Source organism: Bdellovibrio bacteriovorus str. Tiberius, from assembly GCF_000317895.1.
Classification (GTDB): Bacteria; Bdellovibrionota; Bdellovibrionia; order Bdellovibrionales; family Bdellovibrionaceae; genus Bdellovibrio; species Bdellovibrio bacteriovorus_F.
Genome location: NC_019567.1, coordinates 2,796,741 through 2,813,301 on the forward strand (window position 1 = coordinate 2,796,741; position 16,561 = coordinate 2,813,301).

The 16,561-nt window shown below is 51.2% G+C and carries 14 protein-coding genes; 5 read left to right on the forward strand and 9 right to left on the reverse strand.

The annotated features are described in order from the left end of the window. Nucleotides 1–55 precede the first annotated feature (55 nt). Genes BDT_RS13285 through lpdA form a run of 3 tightly spaced genes read left to right on the forward strand, consistent with a single transcriptional unit; the run spans nucleotide 56 to nucleotide 5,452 of the window. Entirely contained in the window at nucleotides 56–2,761 is a 2,706-nt protein-coding gene (locus tag BDT_RS13285; RefSeq protein ID WP_015091759.1) for a 2-oxoglutarate dehydrogenase E1 component, read from the forward strand. Between the two features lie 22 nt (nucleotides 2,762–2,783). Further along, nucleotides 2,784–4,040: a 2-oxoglutarate dehydrogenase complex dihydrolipoyllysine-residue succinyltransferase gene (odhB, locus tag BDT_RS13290; protein ID WP_015091760.1), complete on the forward strand. Its 1,257-nt coding sequence runs from the start codon at nucleotides 2,784–2,786 to the stop codon at nucleotides 4,038–4,040. 2 nt (nucleotides 4,041–4,042) lie between these two features. Beyond that, on the forward strand, nucleotides 4,043–5,452 hold the full coding sequence (gene lpdA, locus BDT_RS13295; RefSeq protein WP_015091761.1) for a dihydrolipoyl dehydrogenase: 1,410 nt from the start codon (nucleotides 4,043–4,045) through the stop codon (nucleotides 5,450–5,452). A gap of 131 nt (nucleotides 5,453–5,583) precedes the next feature. Here the strand turns inward: lpdA and BDT_RS13300 are convergent, their stop codons facing one another. From BDT_RS13300 to BDT_RS13325, 6 genes are all read right to left on the reverse strand, one after another. Beyond that, the gene (locus BDT_RS13300) at nucleotides 5,584–8,100 is read right to left on the reverse strand and encodes a hypothetical protein (RefSeq protein WP_015091763.1); all 2,517 of its coding nucleotides are present in this window, start codon (nucleotides 8,098–8,100) and stop codon (nucleotides 5,584–5,586) included. Nucleotides 8,101–8,108: 8 nt separating this feature from the next. Continuing rightward, entirely contained in the window at nucleotides 8,109–8,327 is a 219-nt protein-coding gene (locus tag BDT_RS13305) for a hypothetical protein (RefSeq protein WP_041577865.1), read from the reverse strand. 115 nt (nucleotides 8,328–8,442) lie between these two features. Next, nucleotides 8,443–9,471 (reverse strand): DUF4421 family protein, encoded by a 1,029-nt coding sequence (locus tag BDT_RS13310; protein WP_015091765.1) that lies wholly within the window; start codon nucleotides 9,469–9,471, stop codon nucleotides 8,443–8,445. Then, a complete protein-coding gene (locus tag BDT_RS13315; protein WP_235046127.1) occupies nucleotides 9,462–9,911 on the reverse strand; it encodes a hypothetical protein in 450 nt (149 codons plus the stop codon). Before BDT_RS13315 ends, BDT_RS13310 begins: the two co-directional genes overlap by 10 nt. 93 nt (nucleotides 9,912–10,004) lie before the next feature. Next, on the reverse strand, nucleotides 10,005–10,421 hold the full coding sequence (locus BDT_RS13320) for a hypothetical protein (protein WP_015091767.1): 417 nt from the start codon (nucleotides 10,419–10,421) through the stop codon (nucleotides 10,005–10,007). Next, on the reverse strand, nucleotides 10,391–11,830 hold the full coding sequence (locus tag BDT_RS13325) for a hypothetical protein (RefSeq protein WP_015091768.1): 1,440 nt from the start codon (nucleotides 11,828–11,830) through the stop codon (nucleotides 10,391–10,393). The genes BDT_RS13320 and BDT_RS13325 overlap by 31 nt, the downstream gene beginning before the upstream one ends. 95 nt (nucleotides 11,831–11,925) lie before the next feature. Here BDT_RS13325 and BDT_RS19215 point away from each other — a divergent pair, with 95 nt between their 5' ends. Together BDT_RS19215 and BDT_RS13330 are read left to right on the forward strand one after the other, a co-directional pair. Then, nucleotides 11,926–12,204 carry a hypothetical protein gene (locus BDT_RS19215; RefSeq protein WP_148278839.1) on the forward strand — a complete coding sequence of 93 codons (279 nt, stop codon included), beginning with the start codon at nucleotides 11,926–11,928 and terminating at the stop codon, nucleotides 12,202–12,204. A 53-nt stretch (nucleotides 12,205–12,257) separates the two neighbouring features. After that, on the forward strand, nucleotides 12,258–14,147 hold the full coding sequence (locus BDT_RS13330; protein ID WP_015091769.1) for a hypothetical protein: 1,890 nt from the start codon (nucleotides 12,258–12,260) through the stop codon (nucleotides 14,145–14,147). Between the two features lie 6 nt (nucleotides 14,148–14,153). On the opposite strand, the gene BDT_RS13335 is transcribed toward BDT_RS13330, so the two are convergent. The 3 genes from BDT_RS13335 to BDT_RS13345 are packed head-to-tail and all read right to left on the reverse strand — an operon-like array spanning nucleotide 14,154 to nucleotide 16,410. Continuing rightward, the gene (locus BDT_RS13335; protein ID WP_015091770.1) at nucleotides 14,154–14,717 is read right to left on the reverse strand and encodes a hypothetical protein; all 564 of its coding nucleotides are present in this window, start codon (nucleotides 14,715–14,717) and stop codon (nucleotides 14,154–14,156) included. Further along, nucleotides 14,714–15,733, reverse strand: a complete 1,020-nt coding sequence (locus tag BDT_RS13340) for a hypothetical protein (protein ID WP_015091771.1) — start codon at nucleotides 15,731–15,733, stop codon at nucleotides 14,714–14,716. The genes BDT_RS13335 and BDT_RS13340 overlap by 4 nt, the downstream gene beginning before the upstream one ends. Then, complete coding sequence (locus BDT_RS13345; RefSeq protein WP_235046128.1) at nucleotides 15,724–16,410, reverse strand: hypothetical protein; 687 nt, start codon at nucleotides 16,408–16,410, stop codon at nucleotides 15,724–15,726. The genes BDT_RS13340 and BDT_RS13345 overlap by 10 nt, the downstream gene beginning before the upstream one ends. Nucleotides 16,411–16,561 lie beyond the last annotated feature (151 nt).

The window sequence follows — 16,561 nt, forward strand, 5'->3', positions numbered from 1 at the left end:
CGAGAAACGCAGAGATAGCTTGTTTTAGAACCCGCTCAACAATTGAGGTTTAATCGTGAGCAACAGTGGCATCAACAGTGCGAATCTAGAATATATCGAACAACTCTACTCTGACTTCAAAGCGAATCCGGATTCACTGGCAGTTGAATGGAAAAGTTTTTTTGAAGGTGTTGAATTTGCCCAAGGTGGCAAGTTCGGAATGTCCGACAAGGAACTGGCAGTCTTCCAACTGATCCAGGCTTATCGCGCTGACGGCCACACTGAAGCCAACCTCAACCCGCTTTATGCTCCGCAAGCAGGTGAACTTCTTTCCCTGAAACGTTTCGGTCTGACCGAAAAAGATCTGAACGCTAAATTTCAAATCGGTTCTGTGATTGGTAAAGCCAATGCCACGTTGAGCGATATCATCAATCACCTGAAAGCCACTTACTGCGGAACTCTTTCTTTGCAGGCGTCCGACGCTTCCCCGAAAGAAGTGCAATGGCTGACTCAACAGTTTGAAAACAATCCGGCAAAACCCACCTTGGCTGACAAGAAAGACGCTCTGTCTTCTTTGACCAAAGCTGAGACTTTGGAAAAATTCGTACACACCCGCTACGTGGGAACCAAACGTTTCTCTGTGGAAGGGGCTGATTCCATTTTGCCGATGATGGACACCCTGGTGAACAAAGGCACCTCCCAGCAGGTTCAGGAAGTTTACGTGGGCATGGCTCACCGTGGACGTGTGAACATTCTGGTGAACTTCTTCGGCAAGCCTGAAGAATATGTTTTCGGTGACTTCAACGGTCCACTGGAACTTGCAGAGCCTATTGAAGACTTCGACAACGACGTGAAATACCACCTGGGTTATGTCACTGAAAAGAAAACCCCGACGGGAACTTGCAAAGTCACTTTGGCTTACAACCCTTCCCACCTTGAAACAGTGAATGCGGTTGCCTTGGGTATGGCTCGTGCGGCTCAGGATCAAATCGGCGCTTCTGGCAAAAAGAATGTTGTTCCGGTTCTGCTTCACGGGGACGCGGCGTTTGCCGGTCAGGGCATCGTGCAGGAAACTCTGCAGATGGCCGGAGTTCATTCGCACTCTACCGGTGGTACGATCCACATCATCATCGACAATCAGGTTGGTTTCACAACCAGCGGCAAAGACACCCGTTCCACTCGTTATGCTTCTGATGCCGCGAAAATGACTTTCGTACCGGTTTTGCATGTGAACGGTGACGACGTTGAAAGTGCGGTTCGCAGCATGGACATCGCCCTTCGCTATCGCCAGGAGTTCGGCAAAGACGTTGTTATCAACCTTCTGTGCTACCGTAAATTCGGCCACAACGAAGGGGATGAACCAGCCTTCACTCAACCGCAGATGTATGAGCTGATCAAAACTCACGCGACCGTTCGTGAATTGTTCGCCAAGAAACTGGCAGCTGAAGGCTCTGTGGATGCGAAGACTTCCGAGGACCTGTACAACCAGGCCATGGATCGTCTGCAAAAAATCTATGAAGACACCAAAAAGAATCCGCCCAAGCTTAAGAACTTCAAGTTCGAAGGCAACTGGAAAGGACTTCGCAAAGCCAAGGACGCTGATTTTGAAAAAGCAGCAGACACCGCCTTCGATCTGGCGAAACTAAAACAGATCGGCGAAAAAATCGGCAGCTACCCTGCTGACTTCACTCCGCACCCGAAACTGATCAAACTTCTGGAGGCCCGCAAAGCCATGGGTGCCGGCAAAGAAAACATCGACTGGGGCATGGGCGAGCTTCTGGCCTACGGCTCTTTACTTAGCGAAGGCACTTCCGTTCGTCTGACCGGTGAAGACTGCGTGCGCGGCACGTTCACTCACCGTCATGCGGGTATGTATGACTTCAAAACTGGCAAAGCTTACTTCCCACTGGCGGATCTGAATCCAAAAGCTAAGCTGCTGGTGGCTGAAAGTATCCTGTCAGAATACGGCGTCATGGGTTACGAATACGGTTACACCGTTCACGATCCAAAATCCCTGGTTATGTGGGAAGCGCAGTTCGGTGACTTCGTCAACGGCGCGCAAATCGTGATCGATCAATACCTGGCAGCCGGCGAATCCAAATGGCAGCAAATGAGCGGTTTGGTTCTGCTTCTGCCACACGGCTATGAAGGTCAGGGCCCGGAACATTCCTCTGCCCGTCTTGAGCGTTTCTTGCAGCTTTGTGCTCAGAACAACATGCAGGTTGTGAACCTGACAACTCCAGCGCAGATCTATCATGCTCTTCGCCGTCAGGTATGCCGTGACTTCCGCAAACCATTGGTTGTGATGTCTCCAAAATCCCTGTTGCGTCACCCACGTGCGGTGTCCCCTATCGAGGATCTGGCAAAAGGCCGCTTCCAGGAAGTGATTGCTGACACCATCGACAAATCCAAAGTGGACACCGTGGTGTTTGTTTCCGGTAAGCTTTACTACGAGCTTCTGGAAGAAAGAGAAAAATCCAAAAAAGAAAACGTGGCTTTGGTTCGTCTGGAGCAGATCTATCCATTCCCTGCAACTCAGGTGACGGAAGTTCTGAAGTCCTACCCTAAAGCGAAGACTTTGGTTTGGGCACAGGAAGAACCTAAAAACATGGGTGCCTTCCAGAATGTGTACTTCAAGTTTGTTGAGGTTGTATCCAAAGCCGGCCTGAAGCTGGGCTTTGAATACGTGGGCCGTCCGGAGAGATCTTCTCCAGCGACTGGTTCCGTCTACAGACACAGAACTGAGCAGGCTGAAATCATTAAAGCAGTTTTTAATAGATAATTTTTTATAAAAGGACGTTGCCATGAAACAAGAGATTAAAGTTCCCGCGGTTGGGGAATCCATCACAGAAGCAACCATCGGCAGTTGGACTAAAAAATCCGGCGACTTTGTAAAACGCAATGAAGTTCTTATGCTTCTTGAGACCGACAAAGCCAGCGTGGAAGTTGTCGCGGAAAACGACGGTGTTTTGACTATCAACCCCGGCTGCGAAGCGGGTGCGGTTGTTCAAATCGGCGCAACAGTAGCAACTCTTGATACAGACGCAAAACCAGCAGCGGGCGCAGCAGCTCCAGCAGCTGAAGCCCCAAAAGCCTCCGCACCTGCCGGTGCTGCAGCTCAGCCGGCTGCCGCCGGGAAGGATGCCTCTGCGCACTTGTCCCCTGCTGTTAACAGAATCGTAAATGAAAAGGGTCTTGACCCTGCTTCCATCCAAGGGACTGGCAAAGACGGCCGCCTGACAAAAGGTGACGTACTTGATGCCCAGCCTGGTGCTAAGCCAGCAGCCGCGGCGGCTCCGAAAGCTGCTCCAGCTTCCGCGCCGGCCGGCGCTCCAGCACTGCCCGCTGCCGCGTCCAAACAAGGCGACAAAAAACTTGTTCCGATGACGACCATCCGCAAACGTATTTCTGAAAAACTGAAAGAAGCGCAAAACACGGCGGCTCTTTTGACCACTTTCAACGAAGTGGACATGGGCAAAGTGATGGAGCTTCGTTCCAAGTACAAAGACAAATTCAAAGAAAAATACGGCGTGAACCTGGGTTTCAACGGCTTCTTCGTAAAAGCTGTTGTTGAAGCACTGAAAGACTTCCCTGCGGTCAACGCATGGATCAACGGCACGGACATTGAGTACCACAACTACTACAATATCGGTATCGCGGTTTCCACAGAGAAGGGCTTGATGGTTCCGAACGTGAAAGACGCAGATACACTTTCTTTGGCTGGTATTGAACTGGCGATCCGTGATCTGGCGACAAAAGGTCGTGATGGCAAAATCACTCCGAATGATCTGGGCGGCGGTACATTCTCTATCACCAATGGTGGCGTGTTCGGCTCTTTGCTGTCCACTCCGATTCTGAACTTCCCACAGTCAGCTATCCTGGGCCTTCACAAAATCCAGGATCGTCCAATGGCGATCAACGGCAAAGTGGAAATCCGCCCGATGATGTATCTGGCTTTGACTTACGATCACCGTATCATCGACGGCAAAGAGGCTGTGAGCTTCCTTGTTAAAATCAAAGAACTTGTCGAAGATCCTGAAAGATTGCTTCTAGAGGTATAATCATGGCAGACACTCAATTTGACCTTATTGTTATTGGTTCCGGTCCCGGCGGTTACGTAGGGGCCATTCGCGCAGCTCAGCTGGGTCTTAAAACTGCGGTTATTGAAAAAGATAAAACTTACGGCGGCACTTGCCTGAATGTAGGTTGCATCCCTTCCAAAGCCCTTCTTGAAAGTTCTGAGCACTATCAAGCCGCTCAGCATGATCTGGCTTCCCATGGTGTGAAGGTTTCCAAAGTTGATTTGGACCTTCCAACCATGCAGGCTCGCAAAGACAAAGTTGTAAAACAAAACACCGAAGGCATCGCTTTCTTGTTCAAAAAGAACAAAATCACTCCATTCACTGGCATGGGCAAAATCGTAGGCCCGGGCAAAGTGGAAGTGAAAGGTGCTGACGGCAACACTCAAATCCTGACGACCAAGTCCATCTGTATCGCAACCGGCTCTGTTCCTGTGGAACTGCCGTTCTTGAAATACGATGAAAAACGCATCGTATCCAACACCGGTGCCCTGGCTTTGGATCAAGTTCCAAAATCCATGATTGTTGTGGGTGGTGGCGTGATCGGTCTGGAGCTGGGTTCTGTATGGCAGCGTCTGGGTGCCAAAGTCACAGTGATCGAATATGCCAACCGTTTGGGCGGCACGATGGATCAGGACTGCATGAATGTGCTTAAGAAATCCATGGAAAAAGAAGGCATGAGCTTCCTTCTTTCCACGAAAGTGACTGGTTCTAAAGTTGGCGGCGATGGCGTTGAAGTGACTTACGAATCTTTGACTGATGGTAAAGCGTCCTCAATGAAGGCGGATGTCGTGCTTGTTTCCACAGGCCGCAAAGCGTTCTCGACAGGCGTTGGCTGCGAAGAAATGGGCATCCAAAAAGATCCTCAAGGTCGTATCATCGTTGATAAACACTACCAAACCAACGTTCCGGGCATCTATGCTATCGGTGACGTTATTGCCGGCCCAATGCTTGCGCACAAAGCGGAAGAAGAAGGCGTGGCTTTGGCAGAAATGCTGGCTGGTGGCGCTGGGCACGTGAACTACGACACCGTTCCAGGTGTGATCTATACTCACCCTGAAATCGCTTCTGTAGGTATCACGGAAGAATTCGCAAAAGAAAAAGGCATTGAAATCAACGTGGGTAAATTCCCGTTCATGGCCAACGGCCGTGCACGCGCGAAAGGCTACACTGAAGGTTTTGTAAAAATCATCGCGGATAAGAAAACAGACAAAATCCTGGGCGCCCACATGGTTGGTCCAAGTGTGTCTGAACTGATCCACGAAGTGATCGTCTGCATGGAGTTCGGTGGCAGCAGCGAAGATCTGGCAAGATCCTTCCACGCCCACCCTACTTTGTCAGAAGTTGTGCGTGAAGCGGCTTTAGCCGTCGAAAAACGTCAACGCCAGATGTAGTCGGCCCCGCCGGCAGAGCTTCGGGCCCTGCCCGGCAGAGCTGGAGCGGCGGCAGCCGCGGAAGCTGAAGCAGCAAAAGCAAAACCCACAGTCCCCGACTGTGGGTTTTTTCTTTTCAGAATTCAGGTCTTTTATAGTCTCTTCACCCAAATTTGCAGTTTATCATCAACCGGAATGGACATATCCAAACGACAGTTCTTGGTGGCCGTATCGGTCGCTGTTTGCACATAGAACGTCAAATTCGTCTGGGCTGTTGCATAGCTAAAGAAGCCTTTTAAGTGGCTGGTCTCAGCTTCTCGCACACCGACAGTCCCCGAATGATTGGTTCCATCCCAAAGACGGTAGCGGCAATAGACGGCGGCATCTACTGGATACAAAGAGTACATAAAAAGCGACACTTCGTATTCACCAGCAGGAAGATTGGCAAAACGAATTGCGGGAATTTTCCCTTCAGTTGGGGCCGAGGCAGATCCTGTCACAGTTGCTGCCGGACAGTTTGAATTAGCGGCCGTAACACTAGTGAAGCTGGTCGTAGCCTGATTCCACATGCAGTTGTTCGCACCTAACATAGTCAAAGTTCCAACCACACCCGCGGTCGGAACAGTCGTATTACAAATGATGCCGGTGGCAGTTCCATCAGAGACACACATTTTATTCGCTACCAAACCACCCACGCCCAAGACCGGTACATTGCCGGCGGCACTGCCCGTGGTGGCCACGGCCGCGGTTCCTAAACCCAAAGCCGTGCGTGCATTACCTGCTGTGGCCGCTCCGGTTCCCCCATTTGCAATGGGTAAAACCGATGTTCCCACAACATCCGCTGACGAAAGGTCCAGCGCCCCGAAGACCGGCGCACCACCACCCGCAGGGACACGCAAAACCTGATTGCCTGTGCCTGCCGCAGTTGAAACGGGACTAGCACCCGCGCCACCACCCAGTACAACCCCATGCTGAGTCAACGCTGCTGAAGACGCCATCGTCGTGCCAGAATTATAATAAGGAATTCCACCCGAGGTTCCGGATGTTAAACCCGTTCCGCCTTTGGCGACGGAAATCGTCGGAAGCACTGAAGCCGAAACTGTGCCCGTGGCAAGATTGCTGGCATTGATATTCGTCAAAGCAGATCCATCCACAGCTGGCAATTTTGAATCAGCCCCCAGCTTCACAATCTGATGTGCTCCCGTCCCGGTATTCACACTTGCGATACCCGCAGCCACCGTCATTCCTGAAACATCGGCACTGGTATCAAAGCGAACAAGGCCTTTGGCTGCGTAGGAAGCATCCCCCGGAGCCGTCTCCGTCGAATCGGCCGAACAATCCCAGGTTTTTGCCGTGTTATTCCATTTCAATATCTGGCCATCAGCGCACGCTGAAGTACTTGCCGCCACCGTCAGTTTTGCCGCGCCATCGTAATAGCGAAGTGCTTTTAAATCAGAATTGTACCAGGAAAGGCCTTTGTGCCCGGCATTCAGCACCAGCGCATCTTCCTGCACTTGCGTGAAGTTCCCCAACAGTAAAGTCTTTGTGGCGCTCATGGTGATGTGACCAATAGCCAGAATATCCTCACCACCCATATTCAAATCACCCGTCATCGTGCCACCGTTCAGCGGCAATTTCGGGCTGGCCGTGTCTGCGGCACTGACACGTGCATCCACTGCGGTGTTAAAGTCAGACACCTGACTGGCGGTAATACTGATATTAGAGCAGGTAAAGGTGTCACTGATCGAAACCCATTTCAAAACCTGATTGGTCGCACACTGCAATTCACTTTTTTGCAGACGATCATTCAAAGCCGTCTGCAGTCCGGTGGTTTGAGAAATCGGCAAACTGCCGACACTTAAAACTCCAGCGCCATTTACGGACAACCCCGAACCCACTTGCACAACACCGGTGCTCGCCGCAGTGGCCACAGGCACAGCTCCACCTGTGTCAGTAACACAGGAAAAGCTGGCTCCGTTGGATTTCAAAACTTCCCCCGCAGCACACGCAGGCAAGGCCGATTTAGCAAAGGCCTGAACTGTCGGATCACTTTCGTTGTTGGGAACTTCGGTCGCCAGATCTGTGATTTTTGCGTAACTGGCTGCCGCGACCCCGCCCAGCTTGTCGGAATCACGAGCTTTGGCCGCTTCTTGCGCGACCATCGCATAAGGAACAGTCCCGATCTGATGAAAAGGCAAGATGGCGCGAGGCCCGCCTGAGCCCGTATCAAAGACGATCTTCACTTTACGAATGTCGCCAGCCGCAGGAGTGTAAGAGCCAGAACACACCGTGGATTCGGACCCCTGGTGTTGCGACACCAGCCCGTTGGCGACGGCCGAATCATTTGAAAAAACCTTCAGAATGTTTTCACGCGTTTGTTCCTGCCCTGCCGTCGCATAAACATTCACTGCGGAACTTCCCGAACCGATTGTCAGGGCAAAACTGCCGTCCGAGGCGGAAAGGTCTTTATTCAGATGTTGCTCTTGGTACAAAAGACAGTTGTCAGGGCTAAGAACTTTTACTGTAAAATCCACACTGCCTTCACTCAGAGGCAACTCCGAAGCCACATCCAAAATGCGCCCGGAAATTTGAATACCTTTGGGCCCGCTGGCCCAAGCCGCTGTGACTGAGAAACTGATCGCCAGAATACCCAGAAGTCGTTTCACCATAACGTTCCTCACATGACTTGAAAGCGTATGTTGATTTCTGCCTGATAGACGCCATCATCGGAATAGGATTTATCCGTCGTGGTGACTTCACCCACCACACCTTCGACTCGGTACTGACCGGATTCATCCTGAGCGCTGATCTGCCTGGAAGGAGAAATAGCCATCTTGCCGGGAACGGAACGCAGAGGAACTGGCGACTCCTCAAGCGAAACTATGGACGCTTCCATCGAGCAGCCCGACAGAAGACTCCAAAGCATCAAAGTGAGACAAGATTTTACAATAACGCGCATTTAGAAAATCTATCGGATTTTCCAGAGCATGACTCAACAGGATTACGTTGAATTAATCAAGAACCAAAGAAAGAGTATTCAGCATGGGCAGGTCCACATTCTGGAAGCGATAAGAATACGTCAGACGCATCTCCATTTGAATCGCATCCACCGTTCCCCCTAGGAAGTCCGTCGTGGTATTGTCCGAGTGCAGTTGCAGATCCCATACATGGCGTTCACCGTTGTATCCAGCACCGACCTTCGCATCCGAAAAATAGCCCATGAAACTTTCATCCAGATTGCCCGAGGTCGCAAACTTGCCATAGACCTTCTGCCAGGCAACTCCAAGTGCAGCAACCCCCGTCACGTACCACGGTCCCCGCGCCCAGATACCGCCGATGGCGCCACCCAGGCCCGCCATTTGACGATCCAGTTCCTGGAGGTCTGCCAGTCTGTCAAAACCAGAAGTCCCCGCAGGAATAAACGGAGAATCCCCCGTCATCTTGTTGTCAGAAATCATCGCACTGGCAAAATAGGACCAGCCACTTTCCTTTTGATGTCCATCCTGGCCGAAAGCAACGCCCAGACTGTAATCGTCTTCACGCAAATTCCAATGCATCACAAAACTGATATTACGGGTGCTGATGTCACTGCGCTGGTATTTTATCCCAACGGGGGCGGAACCCGCATTGATGGCCTCGGTATTATCGAGGTAATAACCCTTGTAAGACTGATAGCTGAATTCATAGGTGCGCTTACCGTAAAACCGCAGATGAAAATCCGTCGCCGAGCTTTCACCCTTTTGATCGACAGTGGACTCGTCCACCGGATTGCTCAATCCGAGCGAGGCGCCCAGGTTTCTATAGCTGATTCCAAGATAAGTTTTACTGCCCACATTGGGCATGAACTGCGCTTCAGGCCCGTCATTCGGCGACTGAATGTCGATTTGATAGGAAGAAACTTGCGGCCCCAGCGTGACTTTGACTTCATCATCACCGGCTTTATCCCATTTGGCTTGCTCCAATTTAACATCAGACCAAGCCGCAGATGCGGACAACAGAATCAAAGCGCCCAGCGCCTTTGCCAAACCCTTTAACGACACAAAGACTCTAACACCTTCCAACCCGGTTGAACGGCGGGTTCTATCGGCGCTTCTTCGGCGGTGGGTTCATACTGGCTGATCAGATCATTTTCATATTTTGCGCAGTCTTTTTTCTTGAAGCTCTTTTCAGCCGGAATGGATTCAAGCACTGACACCATCAAATCCATGTGCGCTTCATCCTGCGCCCCTTGCGGCACGCTATTGTCACGCAATGAACGGATCTGACCCACGATTCTATTCATGGCCCGATAGCGTTCTTTGTTGTTCTTGGCTTTGCCGACTTCTTTTTCCAGCATTTCGGTGTAGGATTCCACCTGCTGGCGCACGCTGCGATTGCTGCGAATAGCGACTTCTCCGGCTCCCAGCCCTTCAGGTGGGATAATGGCATGAACGTCCAGACTGCAGACCAATACTGCTGACAAGACCCAGATCGTTTTCATGCTCACCTCCAGCCCCTTTTATCTTACGATTCGAGATGTTTTTCAATCTCTAGCAGGGCTGAAGGCACCATATTAAGTGATTATTTAATCTGCTTACTTACAGATCAGGTCCACGACATTGAAAGCCTTATCAACAAAGGGCTCTTTTTGATCCTTTGCATAGGATTTCATCATGTCATTCACTTCCTTTTTATAGTCCTTGCATTTGGACGCCTGGAAGTCTTTTTTCTCTGGCAGGAATGCCAATGAATCCATGAACAGACTCATATTGATTTCTTTTTCTTCACCCTGACGTGGGTTCTTGGATCTCAGTTCACCCATCTCACGGTAGTTCTTCAGGAACACATCGTAACGCTTGGTCACGTCCTTTTCCTTCTTCAACTCCCCTTCAAGCTTGGTGATCTTTTTATTGAATTCAGCAAAAACGTCCACTTTGGCCGCTTGCGCCGCACTCACAGAAAGACCCAACAGTACCGTGACTACAGTTCCAAGAATTTGTTTTCTGTGCATGTGCCTGCTCCTAGTGCTTTGTCCAATACGCGCGCCTGTGCTTTTACTGCCGGGATATAAAGAGAATCTTTATATGCAAACAGGTATTCCGCCAACGTCAAAGGTGTTTTTTTGCCAATCGCTTTGGCACGGGCTTCCCCGGCTTTGGCTTTCAACTGCGCTCCTGTCGGCCAGTAGTTCATGTCGAAATCAGCCTTTGTGATCGGATACTTTTTCAAGGTCGTGATACGGTACTTCAGCCACTCACGATAGAAAACCGGCGGACGACCTGGGCCCGAATTGTATGCCATCACAAAGATCATCTCTTTGATGGATTCTTTGTCGAAGCCGTCAATTCCAGCGTCTTTCATCAACTGCTCTACACCTTTGAAATCCGGATTCTTGGCATCCGTGGAACGATTCCACGCGCCGTTAGAATTTCTTTTGGTCGCGTGATAGAAGATACCATAGTAAACCATACTTCTTAGAGGATTCGGCGGAGTTGAAATCGCATGGCAGCGCTGAGAGTCCTCGGACAGGATTTCTTCAGCTTTGGCCGGAACTGCGCCTGGAATACTGCGCAGTCTTTGGCAGGATGCTTTGGTGCTGTTGTTGATACGGCCTTTGAAGTTTTCAAAGTTCTGAGCCACATCCGCCAGCGCCTGATCAGTGAACTGACCAATACCACCGTCATTCACCAGACCAAAGGCATTCACATGCAGACCGCTTTCGTTGGAAAGTTTTGGCGCAATGAACTTCGCCGGAACTTCCAGACAGTCCGCCACATCAATCAAAGAGTTATAAACCAGATTCACATAGTTTTCAGTCACGCAGGCCTTGTGGCCGTAACGCTCTGGAGTCCCCGTGTCCTGGTCACACTTGGCGAACAACCATGGATCTTTTTTATAGTCTTTCACGTCTTTGACTTCACGCTGATTTGTCGGCGGAGCCGTGCGGTTGAACTCAATGTCCGCCTCACGCTTTTCTTCCGGCGTCAGTGCACGGTCTTTCCAGAAACGCTTCATGATATAAAGAGCACATTTGCGTGGCAGAATATCCGCGGTCTTGGAATAGTCACGCCCACCGGCGAACAACCCTTTCGGGTCCGCTTTTTTGAAAGCTTCAAACTGCTTCTGCAGATAGTTGCGTTCAGGCCCGCAGTTTTCCGGTTTTTCGAACGTGATCATGTTTTCCACATCACCAAAATTACAGGTGCAGGTCATGTCGTCTTTCGCCGCCGTAGTACCAATCCCCGTCAGGGATTTATTGACGGTCTGCAGTTTTTTAATCACCTGCTCTTCAGCGCTGGAGGCATAGTCTCCGGCACCTGCGGTTGGACGAGTGATTTCATACCAGCCAAACGCGGTGAATGAAGCCAGGCAACAGAATGTGTAAAACCAAAAGGATGTCCTTGAACGTTGCACGATCATCTCCTCTTTCCATATTTATCAATGTCTTATCTGTTTAAACGCCCGAAAACTGAACGCACTAAAGTCCAGTTCCTTTCCTCCGATAAGTAATATGCATGCTTAAACTGTCTTTAAGTCTTTTTAGCGCGTTGCTGATATTAGGGGGATGTTCTGACGTCACCCCGCAGGTCAGCTTTTTAAAAGGACAAACCCCCTCCCCGAGCACTGGTGGTCCCGCCGGAGGATCATTTATAAAAACAGACCTGGCCAGCCATGCGATTTCGACTTCAGCAGGTGGCTATAAACTGGAGGCCACTGTTTCGAAAGAAGACAGAAGCACCCAGCTTGTCTCATCTCAAGGCTACCTTCTGATTCTTAATGAAGATGCCGACTAAAATACGGTCAAAATCCTAAGGATTTGTCTAAATAACTCCGAATATATTCATGAATGAAACCAAAGCACATTCGTTATCCTTTGTTGATAATCTCGCTTTTGTTTGCCTTTGCCGCAAAGGCGGATGGCTATCATGTGTCGGGGAAGATTCTTCGTCCCGACGGCACTCCCGTGGATACAAACGCAGTCAGTTTCAATCTTGAGGTCCTGTCCCCTGACGCCACCTGCGTGGTCTACCAGGAAACAATCAACAACGTCGACATGAGTGGCTCCAAAGGCCGCTTCAATCTGGTGCTGGGATCAGGAACAAAAGTTTACTCCAGCGGTGACATGTCTTTGGAAAAAGTAGTCTCTAACAGTGCGTCCTTGACCTGTAAAGGTGGCGCCGCTTTCAATCCCGTTGCTACCGATGAAAGATCACTGCGTATATCTTTCTATGACGGCAGTGCGTGGCAAAGCTTTGCCGCCCAAAAGCTAAAGGCCGTTCCTTTCGCCACTGAGTCCCAAAATGCCCAATCAGCTAATAAGCTTGGTAACTACAACGCCACAAGCCTTTTGAGGGTGGATGGCGGCACGGCTCCGGCGATGACTCCGGCCCAGATGGCGGCTTTGTTGTCGGTGGTTACTGACTACAATCAGTTCTTGAAAGTTGAAGCCGACCCCACGGTTCAGGGCTTTGCCAAAAATGCCCTGCCAACATGTGCGGCTGGTTACACTTTGACTTCCAATGGCACAAGTCTGACGTGCGTTCAGGATCTGACCGGCACGAACTTTACTTTACCGACAGGCACCAACGGTCAGGTTCTTAAACACGATGGCGCTCAATGGAAAGCCAGTGCAATGGCGATCACGGATGTCAGCAATCTGAATGCCGAGCTGACCAACAAGCTGAGTAAAGCTGCTTTGCCAACCTGTACTGCAAGCGAAACCATGCACTACACTTCTGTGACGGACACCTGGGACTGCCTGGACATCACTGTGCCTTTGGCTGGTGACGTCATCGGAACTTCGACGGCAACTCAAGTCACCCGCCTGCGCGGAGTGAACGTATCTGCAACAGCTCCCACCAGTGGTCAGGTGCTTCGTTACAATGGTACGGACTGGGTTCCGGCAACAGTCCCAACGGGAGCTGGCACAGTGACGTCGGTCGCTGCTGGCACAGGGCTTACTGGCGGTACGATCACTTCCACGGGTACTCTTTCATTGGCTAATACCAGCGTCACGGCAGGAAGCTATGGCAGCGCCACGCAGATTCCTTCTTTCACCGTAGATGCTCAAGGTCGCCTGACTGCCGCCGGCGGAACGACGGTGAACTTTATCAGCGGCGTGACCAGCGCCAATGCCTATATCACGGTTGCCAACGGCAGCACGGCCCCGATGATTACCGCCAATGTCGGCACCACCGCGAACACACTGGCCGCCGGAAATGATGCGCGCTTTACAGACTCGCGGGCCCCGGCAGGAACTGCTGGTGGAGACATCTCTGGAACTTATCCAAATCCGACAGTTGCAAAAATCCAGGGCAAAGCCGTGAACGTGACAGCGGGCTATTTCGATGGTGGGGCTTTGGTTTACGACTCGGCCCTTGCTGCCTGGAAAACAGTGGCACCATGTGAAGCTGGATGGACATTGATCAACAAGGGCGATCCGTTCTGTGCACAAAAGCTGTCGAGCACAGGAACGAACTTCGCGGCTTCGATGACTCAGTGTTTGAATGCAGGTGGGAACCTTTGCGACCTTCAACAGGCCGTGGGGCTGTGCCAGTCAGACTTCATCGCAACAGACACAAGCTTATGGATCGGTCAGCTGGCCGACAACTCCAGCGCGCACGTCATTCTATGCACGGCCGCAAGCAACTCATGGGCGGCTGGAACATTCAGCTTCGGCGTCACGGTGGATGGTTCCAACCCCATCCTTCCCTACTGCTGCAAAAACCGTCGCTAATTTAAATTAAAAACTGTATGTTACCGCCAACAGAGTGTTGGCGCCGCCCAGGAAATAGAATACCGAACGCACGTCGCTGTTTTCTTCCTGAGTCGCACTGTATATGTTAGCTGCTGCGAGCAAGGCATGGGTGGCCACCCGGATCCATTTGCGCTTTTCTTTTTCTTCACGTTCTTTCAGCAAAAACCGCTGTAAAACCTCATTCTTTTCAGCCAACGACAAAGAAGATCCGTCAATCGCGTAAAAGAACGAATCCATTTCATTGCCGGTATAGTAATAAGTCGCGCCCAAACCTATGGCCGCCAGTCCGACGTTTGAGGTGATGGCAAAAATAGTACGGCTGAAAATTTCTTCCGACTGCTGATAGCCGAGCGTCCCACCGATAGCAGCCACTGCGCCTGAAATCATATAGGCCACCCCCGCCTGTTCATCTTGCTGCTGCTGCTTGTGAACAAAGGCGCGGAATTCATTCCAATTGGATGGTCCGGAATAGTCCACATCGCGGCGATCGCCAGCGAAGGATTTCCCCGTTAAAAGCACAATGAAAAGCACGAAAATCAAAAATCTCACAAGCTCACCCCGAACTGGACAAACACGGCCTTATTCGTGCGTTCGCTCCAATAGGACAGCCCGGTGGAAAAATTTTTGTATGTCGCCAGAAATGCTGCCGCCTGATCGTACTGGGAAGCACTCAGCACCCCTTGCAAGACCCCCAATTGATAAGTCACCGCCCCCCGAACTGCGTCCTGGAAGTTTTCAGTCTCATTGTGAACCTGGAACTGCACGCCGACTTCCAAAAGTCCCAGGGGAACAGCGGGCTTTACCGAAGCCCCCAGCAAACCTTGTGGACGGATGGGATACTGCTCGGACTTTTTGTCGCTGACGCCCCACTGGGAAAGCATCGCCGAAATCTGCGGCTCCCACAGGGCGTCTTCCCAGGCATATAAAAGCCCGGGCTCGATATACAAGATGTCCTGATTATGAATCTCAAAAAGTTCGTCCCGTTCCCCGGCAACGGCTTCAACCACCGAAAAATAGTTTCCAACGTACTTCACATGCGTGTAACGAAGCTGCAGGCCCGCATAGAAGTTCCCCGAGGTGAAACTGGCAAGCTGCGCTTTGATGCTTTGTTCTTCGGAAGCAATCATGTCCACCATAGGCAGCGACGAGTTTTCAAACTGAGAGACATACACCAGTCGGTACGGCTCAACGGAAATGCCCCAGGTCGGACGCTGAAAGGAAGCTTCGACAGAGACTTCTCCGTCGACTGCTTCACGGCGGGAAAACATTTTTGCCACTGACGCTTCATCGCTGGTTCCGTTTAACAAAGCCTCGGCTTCGCGCAGGTATTCCATGTTGCTGCCCAAAAGCAGATCGGTATCAAAGCGCGGGGATTTTTCCTTCGCGACATAAGCCGGATTGCACGGAAGTCCCCGGCGCAAACTGTCCATCGAATAGCAGGCACTGCCCAGTGAGCGTGCCAGGAAACGGCTGCCTCCATCACGAATGGTTGGGGAATACGTGGCCGCTTGGGTAAATACGCAAGCGAATGTCAGAAGGATCGCCGAAAGAGTTCTTAGAAGCATATTTTTTCCTGGGGCCAGGGAATGGCCTCGGCTTCTTTTTTGAACCGCTGCAGATCTTCGGTGTAGCGGATGAATTCAGCTTTTTTCCCGGGGAACGCGGATGTCAGATCCTCACTGATCACGATCAGATGATCCAGCAATTGCAAAGCCCATTCAAAGTAAGGCTGCACCAGATCCGAACAAATCTTCTGACTGCGCACCACCTGCCAGTTCAGAAGACCCTCATTGACGACGGACTTTAAAAGCACCACCCGCAAAGTCGCGGCATAAAGGCGGGCCCCGGCTTCCGGTTGCTGGGCCAGCACTTGCAAGGCGCGAGTTAAGTCTTCACGGCCCTCATACTTCACTTCCGGGATTTTCTCCCACTGAGCGGCATAGCGGCCCAGGGACTGCATCAGCTCTTGAGTCTTTTGGTCCAAGCGAACCGCACTTAGCGACACGGTCTGAGGCTTCAGATTACGGACCGCCATGAAAGAATAGATCTTTTCGATGCGCACCCCGGCCCGACCAGCATAGGCGGACGCCAGCGCCAGTCTCACGTGCAGGTGGGGGTCCTGCTGTTCTAGTTTGGTGAGGTATTCAATCGCCTCGTTCCAGAGCCCCTGATCGATCAAATGATGGCCCTTGGAAAGACGGCTTTCCCGAGTGACAGGCTCCTCTTTTGACTGACAAGCCAAAAGGGAGAAAATGACCACAAATAGGGTGAGTTGGATGAATGTTCGCATAGATAACGCGGCATACTAGCGAGCCGCGGTATAAAATTCGAGATGACACACGACGCACTATAATAATTCCATTGATCCTTACCTGCCAGCAATATACCCCTGC

Excerpts from the sequence above, each read along its gene's own strand:
- odhB (WP_015091760.1), top strand. The coding sequence starts at position 2,784 with ATGAAACAAGAGATTAAAGTTCCCGCGGTTGGGGAATCCATCACAGAA.
- lpdA (WP_015091761.1), top strand. The coding sequence starts at position 4,043 with ATGGCAGACACTCAATTTGACCTTATTGTTATTGGTTCCGGTCCCGGC.
- BDT_RS13300 (WP_015091763.1), bottom strand. The coding sequence starts at position 8,100 with ATGGTGAAACGACTTCTGGGTATTCTGGCGATCAGTTTCTCAGTCACA.
- BDT_RS13305 (WP_041577865.1), bottom strand. The coding sequence starts at position 8,327 with ATGGAAGCGTCCATAGTTTCGCTTGAGGAGTCGCCAGTTCCTCTGCGT.
- BDT_RS13315 (WP_235046127.1), bottom strand. The coding sequence starts at position 9,911 with ATGAAAACGATCTGGGTCTTGTCAGCAGTATTGGTCTGCAGTCTGGAC.
- BDT_RS13320 (WP_015091767.1), bottom strand. The coding sequence starts at position 10,421 with ATGCACAGAAAACAAATTCTTGGAACTGTAGTCACGGTACTGTTGGGT.
- BDT_RS13325 (WP_015091768.1), bottom strand. The coding sequence starts at position 11,830 with ATGATCGTGCAACGTTCAAGGACATCCTTTTGGTTTTACACATTCTGT.
- BDT_RS19215 (WP_148278839.1), top strand. The coding sequence starts at position 11,926 with ATGCTTAAACTGTCTTTAAGTCTTTTTAGCGCGTTGCTGATATTAGGG.
- BDT_RS13330 (WP_015091769.1), top strand. The coding sequence starts at position 12,258 with ATGAAACCAAAGCACATTCGTTATCCTTTGTTGATAATCTCGCTTTTG.
- BDT_RS13340 (WP_015091771.1), bottom strand. The coding sequence starts at position 15,733 with ATGCTTCTAAGAACTCTTTCGGCGATCCTTCTGACATTCGCTTGCGTA.